Consider the following 17,070-nt stretch of genomic DNA (forward strand, 5'->3'; position numbering starts at 1 on the left):
AGACCCGGCATCTCGTGCTCGGCAAGCGTGATCTCCTTCCGCCCGAAAGCGGCGAGGGAGAGATCGGCGACCTTGAAGTCCTGTTGGTTGGCGACCGTCGTCATAACGGGCTGCTCCTCGTTGTGGAGTTGTGGGTGGGTAGGGCGGCTCTGCGGCGGCGGGCACACGAATGCCCGGGCGCTCGCAGCGCAGTCCGTCGGAGGCCCTCTCTCCCTCGGCCGGTCCGGCGTACGGACCGATCGACCGCCATCAGCAGCGACGTCTGACACTGCCGTCGAATCTACACCGAACGGCGCAGCCGCTCCCAGTCCACCGGAGCGGGTCCGGGGTGGGAGCGGCTGTGTCGGGTGCGCGATGGCGGGTCCGGTGCGGTCAGTGGCCGGATTCCGCCGGGCCGGTGTCCTCCGTGCCCGCCGGGGTGTCGGCCGCCTCGGAGCCCGGGCCGGCGGCTCCTGGTGCGGGGGTGGCGTGGGTGCCGCCGGGGGCCTTGGCCGGGTTGGTGCCGGCCGCTGCCGCCGCCGCGTTGTAGATGTCCGGCTCCAGATAGATCACCCGGGCGATGGGAACCGCGGCGCGGATGCGGGACTCGGCGGCGTTGATGGCGTTGGCGACCTCGTCGGCGGTGTCGTCGTGCTGGACCGCGATCTTGGCGGCGACCAGCAGCTCCTCCGGGCCGAGGTGGAGCGTGCGCATGTGGATGACCCCGGTGACGGTGTCGCCGTCGACCACCGCGTCCTTGATCTTCTCCACCTGGTCGGCGCCCGCGGCCTCACCGAGCAGCAGGGACTTGGTCTCGGCGGCCAGCACGATCGCGATGGCGATCAGCAGGATGCCGATGCAGAGGGTGCCGATGCCGTCCCAGACGCCGTTGCCCGTGCCGAGGGCCAGCCCGACTCCGCCGAGGGCGAGGACCAGACCGATCAGCGCGCCGAAGTCCTCGAGGAGCACGACGGGCAGTTCCGGTGCCTTCGCGCGGCGGATGAACTCCGTCCAGCTGAGCGAGCCGCGCGACTCGTTGGACTCCTTGATCGCCGTACGGAAGGAGAAGCCCTCGGCGATGATCGCGAAGACCAGGACGCCGACGGGCCAGTACCAGGCCTCCAGCTCGTGGGGGTGCCTGATCTTCTCGTAGCCCTCGTACACCGCGAACATGCCGCCCACGGAGAACAGGACGATGGAGACGAGGAAGGCGTAGATGTAGCGCTCGCGGCCGTACCCGAAGGGGTGCTGCGGGGTGGCCACGCGCTGGGCCCGCTTGCCGCCGAGGAGCAGCAGTCCCTGGTTGCCGGAGTCGGCGAGCGAGTGGACGCTCTCCGCGAGCATCGACGAGGACCCGCTGAACAGGAACGCCACGAATTTGGCCACTGCGATCGCGAGGTTGGCGCCGAGTGCCGCCACGATCGCCTTGGTTCCGCCTGACGCACTCATGGGTGCCTGGTGTCCCTTCTTCGGTCTGCGGCTCCGACGGCCGCGGTGTGGCGGCACATTGTTGCAGCCGTCGTCGCGGACGGTGCGTCAGGCCACCACTGTCGCACGGAACAGCGTGCCCGCTCCGGACACTTGTACCCGCTCGCCCGCCGGTACGAAGACCGATTCGCCGGGTGCGAGGGCGAGGTCCCCGGCGCTCGGGGCGCCCGCCGTGCACAGCAGGATCTGCGGGGTGGGCGCGGTCAGGTCGGCGGGGGCGGCGCCGGGCGACAGGTCGAAGCGGGAGAGGCGGAACTCGTCCACCGGCGTCTCGTACAGCTCCTCGCCCGACGGGGAGGCCTCCGGGCGCAGGATGCCCGGGTCGGTCGCCTCGAAGCGGACGATGCGCAGGAGTTCGGGTACGTCGATGTGCTTGGGCGTCAGGCCGCAGCGCAGCACGTTGTCCGAATTGGCCATGATCTCGACTCCGAGGCCGTCGAGGTACGCGTGCGGGACGCCGGCGCCGAGGAACAGCGCCTCGCCGGGCTGGAGCCGTACGTAGTTGAGCAGCATAGCCGCGATGACGCCGGCGTCCCCGGGGAAGTGGTGGGCGATGCGGGCGTACGGGGCGTAGGCACCGCCGATCCGTTCTGCGGCGGCTGCGGCGGCGGTCACCGTTTCGGCCATCTCGTCCGGGTCCGCGGTGAGGATCGCCGTCAGCACCTCGCGCAGCGCGGCCTCCTCGGGCTGGGCGCGCAACAGGTCCGCGTAGGGCTTGAGGGAGTCGACGCCCAGGCCCTCCATCGCCTCGGCCGCCTCCAGGGGGCGGCGGAATCCGCACAGGCCGTCGAAGGGGGTGAGCGCGCAGATCAGCTCGGGCTTGTGGTTGGCGTCCTTGTACGTGCGGTGGGGGGCGTCGATCGGGACGGACCGGCCCTCCTCGTCCGCGTAACCCGCCTTGGCCTGGTCCAGGTTGGGGTGCACCTGGAGGGAGAGGGGGGCGCCCGCGGCGAGCAGCTTGAGGAGGAAGGGGAGGCGGGGGCCGAACTTCTCGACGGTCGCCGTGCCGAGTTCGCCGGCGGGGTCGGCGTCGATGACGTCGGTGAGGGACTGCTCGGGGGCGGTACCGGTTGCGGTGGTGCCGGCGGTTTTGGTGCGGGTGATCCGGGAAGGGGCGCCCGGGTGGGCGCCCATCCACATCTCGGCCTGTGGCTCGCCGGTCGGGGCGACGCCCAGCAGGGCGGGGATCGCGGTGGTCGAGCCCCAGGCATACGGGCGCACGGTGTTGGAGAGCCGGTCCATGGATCAGTCCTTGTGTTGCTGTGTGCGGTGCGGTGTCGCCGCGCTGTGTTGACGTGGTACGAGGTGGTCAGGCGTCGGCCGACGAGGCGAGCGAGAGGTAGACCGCGGCGAAGTCGGTGACGGCGAGCAGTTCCGCGAGGGATTCGAGGATGCCGCCCTCCTCCGGTTCGAGCTCGCTGATCGCGGTGTCGTGGCCGAGGGCCAGTTCGCGGGCGGCCGGGGCGGCGCTGAGGCCGCCGGTCGGGCGGTCGCGGAGCAGCACCACCCGGGCGTGCAGGGTCTCCGGCTCCTCGACGCGGTCGCGGAAGAAGTCGTCCGGGTCCGCGCCCGCGGCGAAGGCGCCCGCCAGCAGGCCCCCGTGCGCGGGAAGCGCCTCCGGGAGCGCGGCGGCGAGGGCCGGGCGCCCCGCGAGCTCCGCCAGGACCGCGGCGAACCGGCGTCCGACGGGGCCGGCCGCTTCGCCCTCCGTCCAGATCAGCGGGAGGGTGTCCGCGAGTTCGGCGGCGAGGGTCTTGGCCGGGTTGCTGTACGTGGCGATGGCCGGGCCGCAGCGCTCCGCCGTACGGTCCAGGCGGTCGGCGACGCTCTGGAGCGTGTCGGCGGGGGCGGTGACGAGGCCGACGCGGTCGAGCAGGGCGAGGAGCGGGGTGAGCAGGGCCCAGAGGGTGCCGGGGCCTGCGGCCGACGTCTCGGCGTCGTATTCGCCGTGGGGGGCGGAGGCCATGGGTACGACGAGGCCGTGCACCCCGTGGACCGCCTCCCGGAGCGGGGAGCGCAGCGGGGCGACGGCCACGACCGTGCAGCCGCGGCGGTACGCCTGCTCCGCGAGGAGGGCGAGGCCCGGTTCGGAGCCGTCCGCCGTGGCGATGAGCAGCAGGTCCACGGAGCCGGCCCAGCCGGGGAGGGTCCAGCGGAGGGCGCCGGGGGCGGGGGCGACGCCGGTCGGGGGGATGCGGGTGACCGGGGCGGAGGCGCCGGCGAGTGCGGCGATCAGGTCCGCGACGCCGGTCGCGGCGGTTCCGGGGCCCGCGACCAGGACGGCGCGCGGGCGGCCCTCCGGCTTCAGCTCGGTGATCCCGGCCTCCGTCGCGTGCCGCGCGGCGGTACGGACCCGGGCCCCGGCCTCGGCGGCGCCGCGGAGCAGGTCGCGGCGGTCGGCTCGGGCCAGGGCGTCGGGGGCGTCGAGCAACGACTCGTCGAGCATGGGGCGGTCCTCCGATCACATGCCGGTCACCGGCTGGTGCGGGTGCGGTGCGGCCGCTGCGGGCCGGTTACGCCGGGCGGCGGGCCTCGTCGACGAGGAGTACGGGGATGCCGTCCCGGACGGGGTAGGCGAGGCCGCAGTCGGTGCCGGTGCAGATGAGTTCCGGGGTGTCGGCTGCCGTCTGGTCGTCCAGGGGGGCGTGGCAGGCGGGGCAGGCCAGGATCTCCAGGAGGCCGGCTTCGAGCGGCATGGGGTGTCCCTTCGGGCGGTCTGTTGTCGGGGCCCTTGTGGGGGCGTGGTCAGCCTACCGCTGGGGTGGGGTGGGGTGCGTGTCGTGGGGCGGCGGGGGGCGGGGGGCGGGGGGGGCGGTGCGGGAGTGCGGTGCGGGTGCGTTGGGCGGTGCGGGTGCGTTGCGCCTGCGGCGGGCCTGTTCCCCTCCCCGCCCCTTCCCGAAACCGGGGCGCTGCCCCGGGCCCCGCTCCTCAAGCGCCGGAGGGGCTGGGTTTTGGGGCTTCGCCCCGGGCCCCGCGCCTCAAGCGCCGGCGGGGCTGGAGATTCGGGGCGCTGCCCCGGGCCCCGCTCCTCAAGCGCCGGAGGGGCTGGGTTTTGGGGCTTCGCCCCGGGCCCCGCTCCTCAAGCGCCGGAGGGGCTGGGTTTTGGGGCTCCGCCCCGGGCCCCGCGCCTCAAACGCCGGCGGGGCTGGAGATTCGGGGCGCTGCCCTGGACCCCGCTTCCCAAACGCCGGAGGGACTGGGGGTGCGCGGCGGGGCGGGTTTCGGGCGCTGGCCCGGGCCCCGCTCCCCAAGCGCCGGAGGGGCTGGGGTGGGCTTCGGGGCTTTGCCCCGGGTTCCGCGCCTCAAGCGTCGGCGGGGCTGGGGTTCGCGCTGGGGGTGGATCGGATCAGGGCCAGGACCTCGTCCCTCACGCGCCTCATCGTCTCCCCGTCCCTCGCCTCCACGTTCAGGCGCAGCAGCGGTTCCGTGTTGGACGGGCGGAGGTTGAACCACCAGGTGGGGGTGGTCACCGTGAGGCCGTCCAGGGTGTCCGCGGTGGCGTTCTCCTGGTGGGCGAAGGCGGTGGCGACCTTCGCCGTGCTGGTCTGCTGGTCGTCGACCGTGGAGTTGATCTCGCCGGAGGCGGCGTAGCGGTCGTACTGGGCGACCAGGGCCGAGAGGGGCCCCTCCTGGCCTCCCAGGGCGGCCAGGACGTGGAGGGCGGCGAGCATGCCCGTATCGGCGTTCCAGAAGTCGCGGAAGTAGTAGTGGGCCGAGTGCTCACCGCCGAAGATCGCGCCGTGGGCGGCCATCTCGGCCTTGATGAAGGAGTGGCCGACCCTGGTGCGGACGGGGGTGCCCCCGTGTTCGCGTACGACCTCGGGGACGGAGTGGGAGGTGATCAGGTTGTGGATGACCGTGCCCCGGCCGCCGTTGCGGGCCAGTTCCCGGGCCGCGACCAGGGCGGTGATCGCCGACGGGGAGACGCCTTCGCCCCGTTCGTCCACCACGAAGCAGCGGTCCGCGTCGCCGTCGAAGGCGAGGCCCAGGTCGGCGCCCTCGGCCACCACGCGGGCCTGGAGGTCCGTGATGTTCTTCGGGTCCAGGGGGTTGGCCTCGTGGTTCGGGAACGTGCCGTCCAGCTCGAAGTACATCGGGACCAGGTCCACGGGCAGCCCGGCGAAGACCGTGGGGACGGTGTGGCCGCCCATGCCGTTGCCCGCGTCCACGACGACCTTGAGGGGGCGGATCTCCGTCAGGTCCACCAGGGAGAGCAGGTGGGCGGCGTAGTCCGTGAGGGTGTCGCGCTCGGTGACCGTCCCCGGGGCCGCGACCGGTTCGGGGGCGCCCTTCTCGGACCACTCCTCGGCCAGCGCGCGGATCTCGGCGAGGCCCGTGTCCTGGCCCACCGGTGCCGCGCCCGCCCGGCACATCTTGATGCCGTTGTACCGCGCGGGGTTGTGCGAGGCGGTGAACATCGCGCCGGGCAGGTGCAGCGCCCCGGACGCGTAGTACAGCTGGTCCGTCGAGCAGAGGCCGATCATGGTGACGTCGGCGCCGCGTCCCGCCGCGCCCCGGGCGAACGCACCCGACAGGGCCGGGGAGGTGGGGCGCATGTCGTGGCCGATCACGATCGCGTCCGCGCCGGTCACTTCGACGAAGGCCGCCCCGAAGAGTCCGGCCAGCTTCTCGTCCCACTGGTCGGGCACGACTCCGCGCACGTCGTACGCCTTCACGAGCTGCGACAGGTCTGCGGTCACGGGCCGGTCCTCCAGGGGGTTGCTTCGGACCGCCCAACGTACCCGGCGGCCGACGGTCCCTCAGGAGTCGGGTGAGCGCAGGACGCGGAGGTGACCCCTGCGGGCGACCTCCATCGGGTCGGCGGTCCGGCGGCCACCGCCCTGGGCGCCGTCGCCGCGCTCCTGCGGACGCGCGGCTTCCCGTACGGCGTTGGCCAGCGCTTCCAGGTCGTCGCCGCTGGGGCGGCTGGGCGCGGAGGGGTCGGAGAGCCGGACGACTTCCCAGCCGCGCGGCGCGGTCAGCCGCTCGCTGTGCTCGGCACAGAGGTCGTAGCAGTGGGGCTCGGCGTAGGTGGCGAGCGGGCCGAGGACCGCAGTCGAGTCGGCATAGACGTACGTCAGTGTCGCGACGGCAGGGCGGCCGCACGCGGTGCGCGAACAGCGACGTACAGGGCTCACGATGTTGGACGGTACCGCACTCTTGAGCGGGCTGCGACGACTCTCCCCCAGCTCACTCCTCCGTGTCGCCCTGTGACCTCCGGCACATGCGCCCCCCGGGCAACTCCGCTGACCTGCGCGGGAGGAGATGGAGAGGGTCCTGACGGCCATGATTCCGGTCACCGCTGCGCCGCGAATCTTTCAGAAGGCATCGGCCCGGCGGTCGCGAGCGGGGCTGGAAACGGGCTCCGGTGTGACCGGATCGCTCAGGAGCGGACAGGACGGGGTGGGCCCGCTCGTCCTCCGGCCGGGCGGTCCGCCGGGGGTTAGGCTGCGTCGGTGATGGACAGTTCCGTACCGCCCAGCCCGTCCGAGCCGCGTCCGCGGCGCCGGGACCGACACGGCCGAGGCATGCGCGGGCCCGTCGCCCCGCCGCAGGTGCCGCTGTCGACGAGCCGCGCGGACAGCTTCCGCGATCTCGTCCAGGATTCGGTGGAGCGGCTGGAGCGGCGCTGGCCGCAGCTGGCCGAGGTCGACTTCGTCGTCCTGGAGGTGCCGGAGACGGCGGAGGAGACGGTTCCGCTGGGCGACGCGGTCTCCGCCGAGAAGGGCCGGCCCGCCCGCGTCGCCGTCTACCGGCGCCCCGTCGAGCTGCGGACCAAGAGCCGCGACGAGCGCGCCCTGCTCGTCCACGAGATCGTGGTCGAGCAGGTCGCGGAGCTGCTGGGGCTGGCGCCGGAGTCGGTCGATCCCCGGTACGGGCAGGAGTAGCGGCCCGCTCGGCCGCCCGCTCAGTCGTCCAGCACCGACAGGTCCTGCCGGGCCGCCGGGACCTCCACCGTGCCCCGGTCGTCCGGCAGCGTCTGCACCGTGAACATCTGGATGCCGTTCACCGTCTCCGTGAGGGTGCGCGCGGCGTGCACCGGGCCGCCCGACTGCGTTTCGACCGTCAGGGCGTAGGTGCCCTTGAGGCCCGTCGGCACGGGCGGGGTGACCGCCGTGGTCGTGCCCGCCGCGATCTTGTACGTCTTGCTGACCGGCGTACCGCCGCCGCTGCCCGCCGACGCCGTGACCTTGACCGTCGCGGCGGCGCCGGGGGCGGTGAGGGAGAGGACCGAGCCCTTGGACCGGTTGTCCGCGACGGTCGCGCGCGCGCCCACCGGGCCGGTCGCCGGGATGTAGGCGACCTCCCGCTTGTCGCCCTTGCCCCGGACCACGCGCAGGGCGGCGACGACCGGGGTGGCCCTGCCCTTCTCGGAGGGCACCAGCATCAGCGAGCCCGCCTCGCCGCGGGTGATGTCCTTCAGGTCCATTCCGGCGGTCATGTGCGACTTGACGTGCAGCTCCTCGTGGCCGGCCGGGGTGACCGCGCCGGTCTTGCCGAGCAGCTTCAGATCGAGGTCGGCGTCGTCGTCGCCGGGGGCGAAGGCCACCAGGCGGACGGAGGTCGCGTCGGCCGGGATGCCGGGCAGCACGACCGTGCCGGCCGGTTCGGCGGAGGCGGTGAGCCAGTCGCTGCCGGTCTCGTCGTCCGCCGTCCTGACGGCCGCGCCGACCCTGCCCGTGCGGGTGGTGACGTGGACGGTGACGTCGTCGGCGGCCTTGCTGGTGAGCGTCGAGATGAGGACGCGTACGCCGGAGCCCGCCGGGACCGTGATGCCCTCGCCGACGTCGGACTTGAGGGAGCCGTCCGGACCGTACAGCTCGATGTCGGCGACGGCGGCGGTGTCGTCCGGGTTGGTGAGGTGGACGTAGTCCTCGCGGGACTTGGCCGTGCTCGCCGCCGGGAACCAGAAGTCGGTGTCGGGCACGGTGCAGCTGATGCCGAGCAGGCCGCGTCCGTCGCCCGCCTCGATGGTGGTGGTCTGCTGGGCGGTCCAGCCGGGGGCGAAGCGGCCCGTCGCGGTGCCGATGAGGGCGGGCGAGTCCGCGCCCGATGCCTCGCCGGTGGCGGGCTTGCCGGGCTCCTTGAGGGAGACCACCGGCTTGTCCTTCCCGCCCTTCTCGCTCTTGCCCTTCTTCTCCTTGTCGTCGGACTTCTCGTCGGACTTGTCGTCGGACTTCGCGGAGGACAGGAGCCCGGCGGAGCCGGCCGTGGCGGAGCCGCCGCTTCCGCCGGACGGCGTGAAGGCGGTGTACGCCGTCTCCGAGAGGTCGGAGAGGCCGGGCGCCGGGCAGAGCAGGCTGGTGCGTTCGACGGGCAGCCGTGCGGCCGTCTTCGCTTCGGCCGTGCCGCCGCCCGACGGCTCGTTGAGCGCGGCGAACCCGGTGACGGCGGCCAGGGCGACCGCTCCGGCGATGAGGGACAGGGCGCTGGTGGACTTCACTCGGACTCGCCTCGCGATGCGTTGCCGGTCGGCCACGGGTTCTGCCCCGGGGCGGGGTTCTCGGGGTTCTGCGGGTCGTGCGGGTGCTGCTCGCCGTACGGCCCGGCCTCGGGGGCGTACCCGTTGGGGTCATAGGTCCGGGGGTCGTACGCGGGCGGGTCGTACGGCCCCGCGTACTGGCCGTCCTGGTACTGGCCGTCCTGGTACTGGCCGTCCTGATACTGCTGGGGGTAGCCGTACGGGTCGTAGCCACCGGTTTCCGGCTGCTGCCGGCCCTCGGCGTACGGGTCCTGGTAGGGGGCGCCGTCCTGGTACTGCGGATAGCCCGCGTCCTGGTACTGGCCCTGACCGTTGTCCCAGTCGCCGTACTGCTGCCGCGGTACGAAGACGTCGTCGTCCTCCGGGGCCGCCGGACCGGTTTCGGCGCTCTGCTGGGCGGGAACGTACGCGGGCTGCTCGCCGGTCTCCTCGTCCTGGACCGGAGCCGGGTCCGGGGCGCCCTCGGCGTCCTGCCGGCCGGGGGCGGCTTCGGCGGCTTCGGCTGCCTCGGCGGCCTCGCTCTCGGCCAGGGCGGCGGCGCGCAGCCTGCGGGCGCGGCGGCCCTCGCCGGCGACCGGTTCGGCGGCGAGGGCCTCGGCCTCCTCCGGCAGGTCGTCGTCGATCTCGCGGCGGCGGCCGGGCAGGGCCATGACCACGAGGACCACGGCGAGCGCGATCTGCGCCCAGATCCACACGGTGTGGGTGAAGGGCTCCTCGTACGTCAGGTCCAGGGTGCCGCCCTCGGCGGGCAGTTCGAAGCCCTGGGCCCAGCCGTCCACGGTCTTCGCGGTCAGCGCGCGGCCGTTGAGCGTGGCCTGCCAGCCGGGGTCGGCGGCGTCGGCGATCCGCAGCACCCGGCCGTTGCCGCCCGCCGGGATCTTGGTGTGCGCCTCGACCGGCTGGGAGCCCACGGGGAGCGGCTCGTCGCCGGCCTCGGACGGGACGATCATGATCCGGGCGACCTGCCGGTCCACCCGCCACAGGGCGCTGCCGTCGAGCTGGCTGAGCCGGCTCAGGCCCGGGGTCGCGTCGAGCACCCGGCTCATCTGCTTGGGCGCACCGTCGCGCACGAGGACGTAACGGATCGCGAAGCCGCTGAGCTGGCTGCCCTGGTCGGCGCCGGAGCCGGCGACCAGGTTGGCGACGACCTTGTCGAGGTGGCCGTTGCCGCCCTGGGCCTCGGCCAGCTCCGCGTCGCCGAGGCGGGCGCCCGAGCCGCGGACGAGGGTGTAGTCGACGGAGGCGGACGAGGTGCCGCCCAGGACCAGGGTGCGCGGCTGGTCGCGGGTGCCGCTCTCCTCCGCGACGAACGCGGGCACCTGGACCGGGTCTCGGCGTTCCAGCGGGCCCGCCGCGCCGCCGATCATCCAGCCGGCGGCGGCCAGCACGGGGGCCGCGCCCGCCGCGAGGGCGATCAACGCGGCGACCGGCTGGCGCCAGCCGAAGCTCAGTTCGGCGACGCGGATGCGGGCACCGTCGGCGCCGACCAGCGCGGCGGCGATGAGCGCGGCGCCGTAGACCAGGGTCGCGGGGCCCGCCCAGCCGGAGCCGTTGGCGAGGCCGGCGAACGCGAGGGAGACCAGCGCGGCCACCCAGGCCGTCCGGACGGCGAACTGCCGCTCCCCGCGCAGCAGGGCGGCCAGCGCCGCGAGGACGATGCCCAGGAGCAGGACGCCGCCCGCCGCCTTCGGCCCGCCGGGGCTGATGCCGAGCAGGTCCAGCGCGGAGGCGGAGCCCGTACCGGTCTCCAGTCCGGCTTCCTCCAGGAACGCGGACGGGCTGCTCAGCAGCGAGAGCGACCAGGGTGCGAGGACCAGGACCGGGGTGCCGACGGCGGCGAGGAAGCGGAGCCCGTACGCGGTGATGTCGCGGCGCCGCAGCACCAGGACGCCGAGGCCGAGGACCACGGCGAGCGGCCACACGATCGGGGTGAACGCCATGGCGAGGGTGAGGAGCAGGGTGTAGGCCCAGGTGGCGCGCCAGCTGCCGCGGGCGTCACCGGTGGCGCGCATGCCGTGTGCGGAGACGGCGGTGCGCGCGAGCAGCGGCAGCAGGACGGCCAGGACGGCGGTGCCGAGGCGGCCGGTCGCCAGGGCGCCGGTCGCGGCGGGCAGGAAGGCGTACGCGACGCTCGCCCAGGCCCGCAGCAGGCGCGAGGGCAGCAGCGGGCGGGTGACGAAGTACGCGGTGAGTCCGGCGAGCGGGACCGAGCAGACGAGCAGCAGGGTGAGCGCGAAGCCGGTGGAGCCGAGGAACAGCGCGGACAGGGCCGAGATGACCGCCAGGTAGGGCGGGGCGGTCTGGGTGCCGCCGGTGCCCACGGTGTGCCAGCCGTCCGCGTACCGCGCCCAGAGGTCGGAGACGTCTCCGGGGGCGGGCAGCAGGGCGCCGCCGGCCAGTGCGCCGCCGCCGATGAGGTCGCGGCAGGCGACGAGGGAGACGAGGAGGAGCAGGGCGAAGAGGACGGGTCCCGGCTTGCGGCCGACCTTCTTCAGCCGGGCGAACTGGTCGATCTCCAGATAGTCGGCGTCGTCGCCGCCCGGCCCGGACTCGACGGCGCCGTGCCGGGAGCCGCCGGAGTCGGCGTCGGAGCCGCCGCCGAAGTTCCCGGCGACCTGTTCGACGGTGGCGCGGACGGTGGCGCCGGGTGCGGGGAAGAGGCCGCGCAGTTCGGCGGCGTCGACGGCGCCCTTCCCCCGGGCGCGGCGGGCGGCCAGGATGCGGCCGGGGCGCAGCAGGGTGCTCAGGAGGCCGGTGACTTCGTCGATGGCCTGGCCGGGGACCTTGCCGACGAGGTAGGCGAGGGTGCGCAGCAGGGTGCCGAGGACGAGCCGGAGCAGCACCCAGGGCAGCTTCTTGCCGCGTGCGTTGACGAGCATCGTGTAGACGGCGCCGGCCTTGTCCACGCGGTGCGGGCTGGCGACCGTGCGGCCGGCGCAGTCGATCGGGCGGCGTTCCCGCGCGGACGCCTCGGCATGCCGCAGGACGGCGTCGGGGGCGACGAGCACCCGGTGGCCCGCCATGTGGGCGCGCCAGCACAGGTCGACGTCGTCGCGCATGAGCGGGAGCCCGCGGTCGAAGCCGCCCAGCTCCTCCCAGACGTCGCGCCGGACGAGCATGCCGGCGGTGGAGACGGACAGGACGGTGCGGACCTGGTCGTGCTGGCCCTGGTCCTGCTCGCGGCGGTCGAGGCCGGTCCAGCGGCGGCCGCTGTTGGCGATGGAGACGCCGACTTCGAGGAGCTGGCGGCGGTCGTACCAGCCGCGCAGCTTGGGCCCGACGATCGCGGCGTGCCGGTCGTTGTCCACGACGCGCAGCATCTCGGCGAGCGCGTCGGGCGCGGGCGCGCAGTCGTCGTGGAGCAGCCAGAGCCACTGCACCGGCTCGCCGTGCGGCAGCTCGGGCATCTCGTACGCCTCGTCGTGCCAGGTCCGGGTGACCGGGTCCCAGCCGCTGGGCCGCTTCAGGTAGGGCAGGTCGTCCGGGGTGAGGACGCCGGCCGTGCGGCTCGCCTCGTCGACGGCGGTGCCGAAGCTCGTACGCCGCGCCAGGTGCAGGACCCGGTCGGCGCCGAGTGCCTCGGTGACCAGGCGTGCGGAGTCGTCGGCGCTGCCGGTGTCGGCGGCGATGACGTTCTGTACGGGGCGTTCCTGGCCGAGCAGTCCGGCGAGCGCGTCGGGCAGCCAGCGTGCGCCGTCGTGGGAGACGAGCACGGCGGTGACGACATGCCGGGGGAACTCGGGGGCGGCGGCGGCCGCGTACGGCGCCGTTGATTGGCTGTGCACGGACATCGAGGTACGGGCCCTCCGGCCGGGTCCGGGGGACGTCCCCCCGGGGGCTGCATCGGTGTACACGCGCGCTCTGTCGGGTCGTTGGCGCGTCTCGGACGGGGCCCCACACTAACGGTAGGGGTAACCGGGGTGGCGCGGTGCGGTTGAACGAGGGCGCGGGAGGGTAGCGGCCGACGCGCGTTCCGCAGGGGTGCCGGCATGGTGGTGGCGCTTTCCGGGTACGGCGAAGGCCCGCCGCCCGCGGGGGTGCGGGCGGCGGGCCTCGGTGCTCGCGCGCGGTGGGCCGGGCCGGTCGGGACCGGTCAGACGGCCGCCTTCTTCAGGCGTCGGCGCTCGCGCTCGGAGAGGCCGCCCCAGATGCCGAACCGCTCGTCCTTAGAGAGGGCGTACTCCAGGCACTCGGACCGGACTTCACAGGCGAGGCAGACTTTCTTCGCCTCTCGGGTCGATCCACCCTTCTCGGGGAAGAAGGACTCGGGATCGGTCTGGGCGCACAGCGCGCGCTCTTGCCAGCCGAGCTCTTCGTCCGCGTCCTCGACCAGCAGTTGCTGGAACAGCTCGGTCATGTGCGCCCCTCGTCTGTCTCTTGCGTCCCGTGATGCGGCCGTTACCGAAACGGCCGAACGACACGGGTGGAATTACAAGCGTGTAGCTCTGGCTGGTCAAGCCCGGATCTGCTATTGGCCTCGGTATTCACCCTGCGGCACCAACCGTATGCGTTAAGTGTTCAAATCACCAAAAACCTGACATATGCCATGGGCCCTACCGCGTACCCGCCTGCCATGGAGACAAACTGTCGCGGACTCGGACACGTTGCGATTCGATCACCGAAGCGACCAAGATCACATTCGGGTCACGGTGCCGTGCCCATGTTTGGCAGCACGACTGCTGCGCCACCTGTCCCCACCACGGCCCGCTAAAACCTTTCTCCGATCGGAGTAACCGGATGAGGTGAAACATTGCCGCCAAACCGGGCATTGGGTTGACACCGGGCGACCCTCCGGTTCTCCTTGATGGCATGCCAGCGACCTCAGCGACGCACGCGACCCGCGCCCGTGGGTTCCGCAGCGCTGTCCAGGCTCGCTGTCGCTGTTCCAGCTGTCTCAGCTGTTGATGCCGCCGACGCCGTCGTAGCCCTCCCGCTCCGGCCCGGCACCGCCCGTCCCGCCCCGCCCCGCACCCGGAGCCCATGGCCCTTCCGGCCTCCGTTCCCGGTCCACCGGGCCTCGCGACGGACCCACCGCACGCCGCACCCGCACTCGCACCCCGCCGAGGAACCACGCTCCATGAACAGCAGCGACAGCGACCTCCAGATCGCCGGCGACCTCCTGGAGGTCCAGCACCTTCTCCGCCCCGCCCCCGAACACCCCGCCACCGTCGCGGAGTTCGTCGGCCTCGCCCGTACGATCGCGGCCGACCGCGACCGGTGGGCGCCGCTCGTCCGGTACGACGCCACCACCCGCTGGTACCACCGGCTGCGCAAAGTCCCCCGAGGTCTCGGCTCCGCCCGACCGGGGGAGACCCCGCTCGGCTACGAGGTCTGGCTGCTGAGCTGGGTGCCCGGGCAGGGCAGCGGGCCGCACGACCACGGGCCGTCCTCCGGCGTCCTGACCGTCCTCGACGGCGAACTGACCGAACGTACGGAACGGGGGAAGCGGACGCTGGGCGCGGGCGCGCAGCGCGTCTTCGCCCCCGGCTACCGCCACGAGGTCGTCAACGACTCCCTGGAACCGGCCGTCAGCCTGCACATCTACTACCCGGGACTCACCGACATGCCGATGCACGCGGCGCGGTGCGCCCAGGCGGTAGCAACGGCCTGACGCCCCGTCGCCCGCCACCACCCCGACGAAGATCAGGCTTCGCCTGACAGACTGTTTGCATGCGCATTGTGGTTCTGGCCGGCGGTATCGGTGGTGCTCGTTTCCTGCGGGGTCTCAAGGAGGCCGCGCCCGACGCGGACATCACGGTCATCGGCAACACCGGTGACGACATCCATCTGTTCGGGCTCAAGGTCTGCCCCGACCTCGACACCGTGATGTACACCCTCGGCGGTGGCATCAACGAGGAGCAGGGCTGGGGCCGCACCGACGAGACGTTCCACGTCAAGGAGGAGCTCGCCGCCTACGGCGTGGGTCCCGAGTGGTTCGGGCTCGGCGACCGCGACTTCGCGACGCACATCGTCCGTACGCAGATGCTCGGCGCGGGCTACCCGCTCAGCGCCGTCACCGAAGCGCTCTGCGCCCGCTGGAAGCCGGGCGTCCGGCTGCTGCCCATGTCCGACGACCGCGTCGAGACCCATGTGGCGATCGAGGAGGACGGCGAGAGCCGGGCCGTGCACTTCCAGGAGTACTGGGTGAAGCTGCGGGCCGCCGTGCCGGCGCGGGCGGTCGTGCCCGTCGGCGCGGAGCAGGCGAAGCCGGCGCCCGGGGTCCTGGAGGCGATCGCCGGGGCCGACGTCATCCTCTTCCCGCCGTCCAACCCGGTCGTCTCCGTCGGCACGATCCTCGCCGTGCCCGGCATCCGCGAGGCCATCGCCGAGGCCGGGGTGCCGGTCGTCGGCCTCTCCCCCATCGTCGGTGACGCGCCGGTGCGCGGGATGGCCGACAAGGTCCTCGCGGCGGTGGGCGTGGAGTCGACCGCCGCCGCCGTCGCCGAGCACTACGGGTCCGGGCTGCTCGACGGCTGGCTGGTCGACACCGTGGACGCGGGGGCGGTCGAGCGGGTGGAGTCGGCGGGCATCCGCTGCCGGGCCGTACCGCTGATGATGACCGATGCCGCCGCCACCGCCGAGATGGCCCGGCAGGCGCTCGCCCTCGCCGAGGAGGTCCGCGCGTGAGCTCCGCCGACGCCCCCTCCTACCGGGTGTGGGCCCTTCCCGGGCTGCCCGAGGTCCGGCCCGGGGACGACCTCGCGAAGCTGATCGCGGCCGCCGAACCGGGGCTCGCCGACGGTGACGTGCTGCTCGTCACCTCGAAGATCGTCTCCAAGGCGGAGGGCCGGATCGCCGAGGCCCCCGACCGGGAGGCGGCGATAGACGCGGAGACGGTACGGGTGGTGGCGCGGCGCGGTCCGCTGCGGATCGTGGAGAACCGGCAGGGCCTGGTCATGGCCGCCGCCGGTGTCGACGCGTCCAACACCCCCGCCGGAACGGTCCTGCTGCTCCCGGAGGACCCCGACGCCTCGGCCCGGGCGATCCGGGACGGGCTGCGGGCGGCGCTCGGCGTCGAGGTCGGCGTCCTCGTCACGGACACCTTCGGGCGGCCCTGGCGCAACGGGCTGACCGATGTCGCCATCGGCGCCGCGGGGGTGCGGGTGCTGGACGACCTGCGGGGCGGGCGGGACGCGCACGGCAATCCGCTGAACGCGACCGTGATCGCCACCGCCGACGAGCTGGCCGCCGCGGGTGACCTGGTCAAGGGCAAGACGGACGGGCTGCCCGTCGCCGTCGTGCGCGGGCTCGGGCACGTCGTGGACGCGGCGGACGAGCAGGGTGCCCGTGCGATGGTGCGGGTCGCGGCCGACGACATGTTCCGGCTGGGCACCTCCGAGGCGGTGCGTGAGGCGGTGACGCAGCGGCGTACGGTGCGCGAGTTCACGGACGAGCCGGTGGACGCGGGGGCGGTACGGCGTGCGGTCGCCGCCGCCGTGACCGCGCCCGCGCCGCACCACACGACCCCGTGGCGGTTCGTGCTGCTGGAGTCACCGGAAGCGCGGACCCGGCTGCTGGACGCGATGCGGGACGCGTGGATCGCGGATCTGCGGCGCGACGGCAAGAGCGAGGAGTCGGTCGCCAAGCGCGTGCGGCGGGGCGATGTGCTGCGCCGGGCGCCGTATCTGGTGGTGCCGTGCATGGTGATGGACGGCTCGCACACGTACGGGGACGAGCGGCGGGACGGCGCGGAGCGCGAGATGTTCGTGGTCGCGGCCGGGGCAGGCATCCAGAACTTCCTGGTGGCGCTGGCCGGTGAGCGGCTGGGGTCGGCGTGGGTGTCCTCGACGATGTTCTGCCGGGATGTGGTGCGGGACGTTCTGGGGCTCCCGTCGTCCTGGGACCCGCTGGGCGCGGTGGCCGTGGGACACGCGGTTTCGGCGCCCGGGCCGCGGGTGGGGCGTTCCGCGGAGGACTTCCTCGTAGTGCGTTAGGCGCCTGCGGCGCCGAGTTTCGGGGCTCTGGCTCGGTGCCCCTGAGCCCTGAGCGCCGGTGGGCGGTTTCGGGGCTCTGCCCCGGACCCCGGTCCTCAATCGCCGGACGGGCTTGATTTCACCGCCGGACGGGCCCGATTTCGGCAACCGGGCGGGCCTGGCTCCACCGCCGGGCGGGCCTGGCTC

General features: G+C 73.7%; 14 protein-coding genes. 4 read left to right on the forward strand and 10 right to left on the reverse strand.

Features of this window, described 5'->3' with window-relative positions:
• The 7 genes from FKN01_RS33185 to FKN01_RS15250 form a co-directional block, all read right to left on the reverse strand.
• Positions 1 to 167, reverse strand: a 167-nt coding sequence (locus tag FKN01_RS33185) for an adenosylhomocysteinase (protein ID WP_260696903.1), incomplete at its 3' end; no start/stop codon positions are given.
• A gap of 205 nt (positions 168 to 372) precedes the next feature.
• Positions 373 to 1,428, reverse strand: a complete 1,056-nt coding sequence (locus tag FKN01_RS15225; protein ID WP_143620640.1) for a cation diffusion facilitator family transporter — start codon at positions 1,426 to 1,428, stop codon at positions 373 to 375.
• An 87-nt stretch (positions 1,429 to 1,515) separates the two neighbouring features.
• A complete protein-coding gene (gene manA / locus FKN01_RS15230; protein WP_143620642.1) occupies positions 1,516 to 2,709 on the reverse strand; it encodes a mannose-6-phosphate isomerase, class I in 1,194 nt (397 codons plus the stop codon).
• 67 nt (positions 2,710 to 2,776) lie between these two features.
• Positions 2,777 to 3,913, reverse strand: a complete 1,137-nt coding sequence (locus FKN01_RS15235; RefSeq protein WP_143620644.1) for an SIS domain-containing protein — start codon at positions 3,911 to 3,913, stop codon at positions 2,777 to 2,779.
• Positions 3,914 to 3,980: 67 nt separating this feature from the next.
• Complete coding sequence (locus FKN01_RS15240; RefSeq protein ID WP_018103989.1) at positions 3,981 to 4,163, reverse strand: Trm112 family protein; 183 nt, start codon at positions 4,161 to 4,163, stop codon at positions 3,981 to 3,983.
• 606 nt (positions 4,164 to 4,769) lie between these two features.
• On the reverse strand, positions 4,770 to 6,167 hold the full coding sequence (locus FKN01_RS15245; protein WP_143620646.1) for a phosphomannomutase/phosphoglucomutase: 1,398 nt from the start codon (positions 6,165 to 6,167) through the stop codon (positions 4,770 to 4,772).
• A gap of 60 nt (positions 6,168 to 6,227) precedes the next feature.
• Positions 6,228 to 6,605, reverse strand: a complete 378-nt coding sequence (locus FKN01_RS15250) for a DUF3499 domain-containing protein (RefSeq protein ID WP_143620648.1) — start codon at positions 6,603 to 6,605, stop codon at positions 6,228 to 6,230.
• A gap of 321 nt (positions 6,606 to 6,926) precedes the next feature.
• On the opposite strand from FKN01_RS15250, the gene FKN01_RS15255 reads away from it, so the two are divergent.
• On the forward strand, positions 6,927 to 7,355 hold the full coding sequence (locus FKN01_RS15255) for a metallopeptidase family protein (RefSeq protein ID WP_143620831.1): 429 nt from the start codon (positions 6,927 to 6,929) through the stop codon (positions 7,353 to 7,355).
• 20 nt (positions 7,356 to 7,375) lie between these two features.
• Here FKN01_RS15255 and FKN01_RS15260 read toward each other — a convergent pair whose 3' ends face one another.
• From FKN01_RS15260 to FKN01_RS15270, 3 genes are all read right to left on the reverse strand, one after another.
• Positions 7,376 to 8,911, reverse strand: a complete 1,536-nt coding sequence (locus FKN01_RS15260) for a DUF5719 family protein (protein WP_143620650.1) — start codon at positions 8,909 to 8,911, stop codon at positions 7,376 to 7,378.
• Positions 8,908 to 12,741: a glycosyltransferase family 2 protein gene (locus FKN01_RS15265; protein WP_143620653.1), complete on the reverse strand. Its 3,834-nt coding sequence runs from the start codon at positions 12,739 to 12,741 to the stop codon at positions 8,908 to 8,910. Before FKN01_RS15265 ends, FKN01_RS15260 begins: the two co-directional genes overlap by 4 nt.
• A gap of 302 nt (positions 12,742 to 13,043) precedes the next feature.
• Entirely contained in the window at positions 13,044 to 13,307 is a 264-nt protein-coding gene (locus FKN01_RS15270) for a WhiB family transcriptional regulator (protein ID WP_018103995.1), read from the reverse strand.
• Between the two features lie 720 nt (positions 13,308 to 14,027).
• Between FKN01_RS15270 and FKN01_RS15275 the strand changes: the two genes are divergently transcribed.
• Genes FKN01_RS15275 through FKN01_RS15285 form a run of 3 tightly spaced genes read left to right on the forward strand, consistent with a single transcriptional unit; the run spans position 14,028 to position 16,884 of the window.
• Positions 14,028 to 14,561, forward strand: a complete 534-nt coding sequence (locus tag FKN01_RS15275; RefSeq protein WP_143620655.1) for a cysteine dioxygenase family protein — start codon at positions 14,028 to 14,030, stop codon at positions 14,559 to 14,561.
• Positions 14,562 to 14,620: 59 nt separating this feature from the next.
• Positions 14,621 to 15,577 (forward strand): 2-phospho-L-lactate transferase, encoded by a 957-nt coding sequence (cofD, locus tag FKN01_RS15280; RefSeq protein WP_143620657.1) that lies wholly within the window; start codon positions 14,621 to 14,623, stop codon positions 15,575 to 15,577.
• A complete protein-coding gene (locus FKN01_RS15285) occupies positions 15,574 to 16,884 on the forward strand; it encodes a coenzyme F420-0:L-glutamate ligase (RefSeq protein WP_143620659.1) in 1,311 nt (436 codons plus the stop codon). Before cofD ends, FKN01_RS15285 begins: the two co-directional genes overlap by 4 nt.
• Positions 16,885 to 17,070 lie beyond the last annotated feature (186 nt).

The organism is Streptomyces sp. 130 (genome assembly GCF_007096885.1).
In the GTDB taxonomy this organism is placed as follows: domain Bacteria; phylum Actinomycetota; class Actinomycetes; order Streptomycetales; family Streptomycetaceae; genus Streptomyces.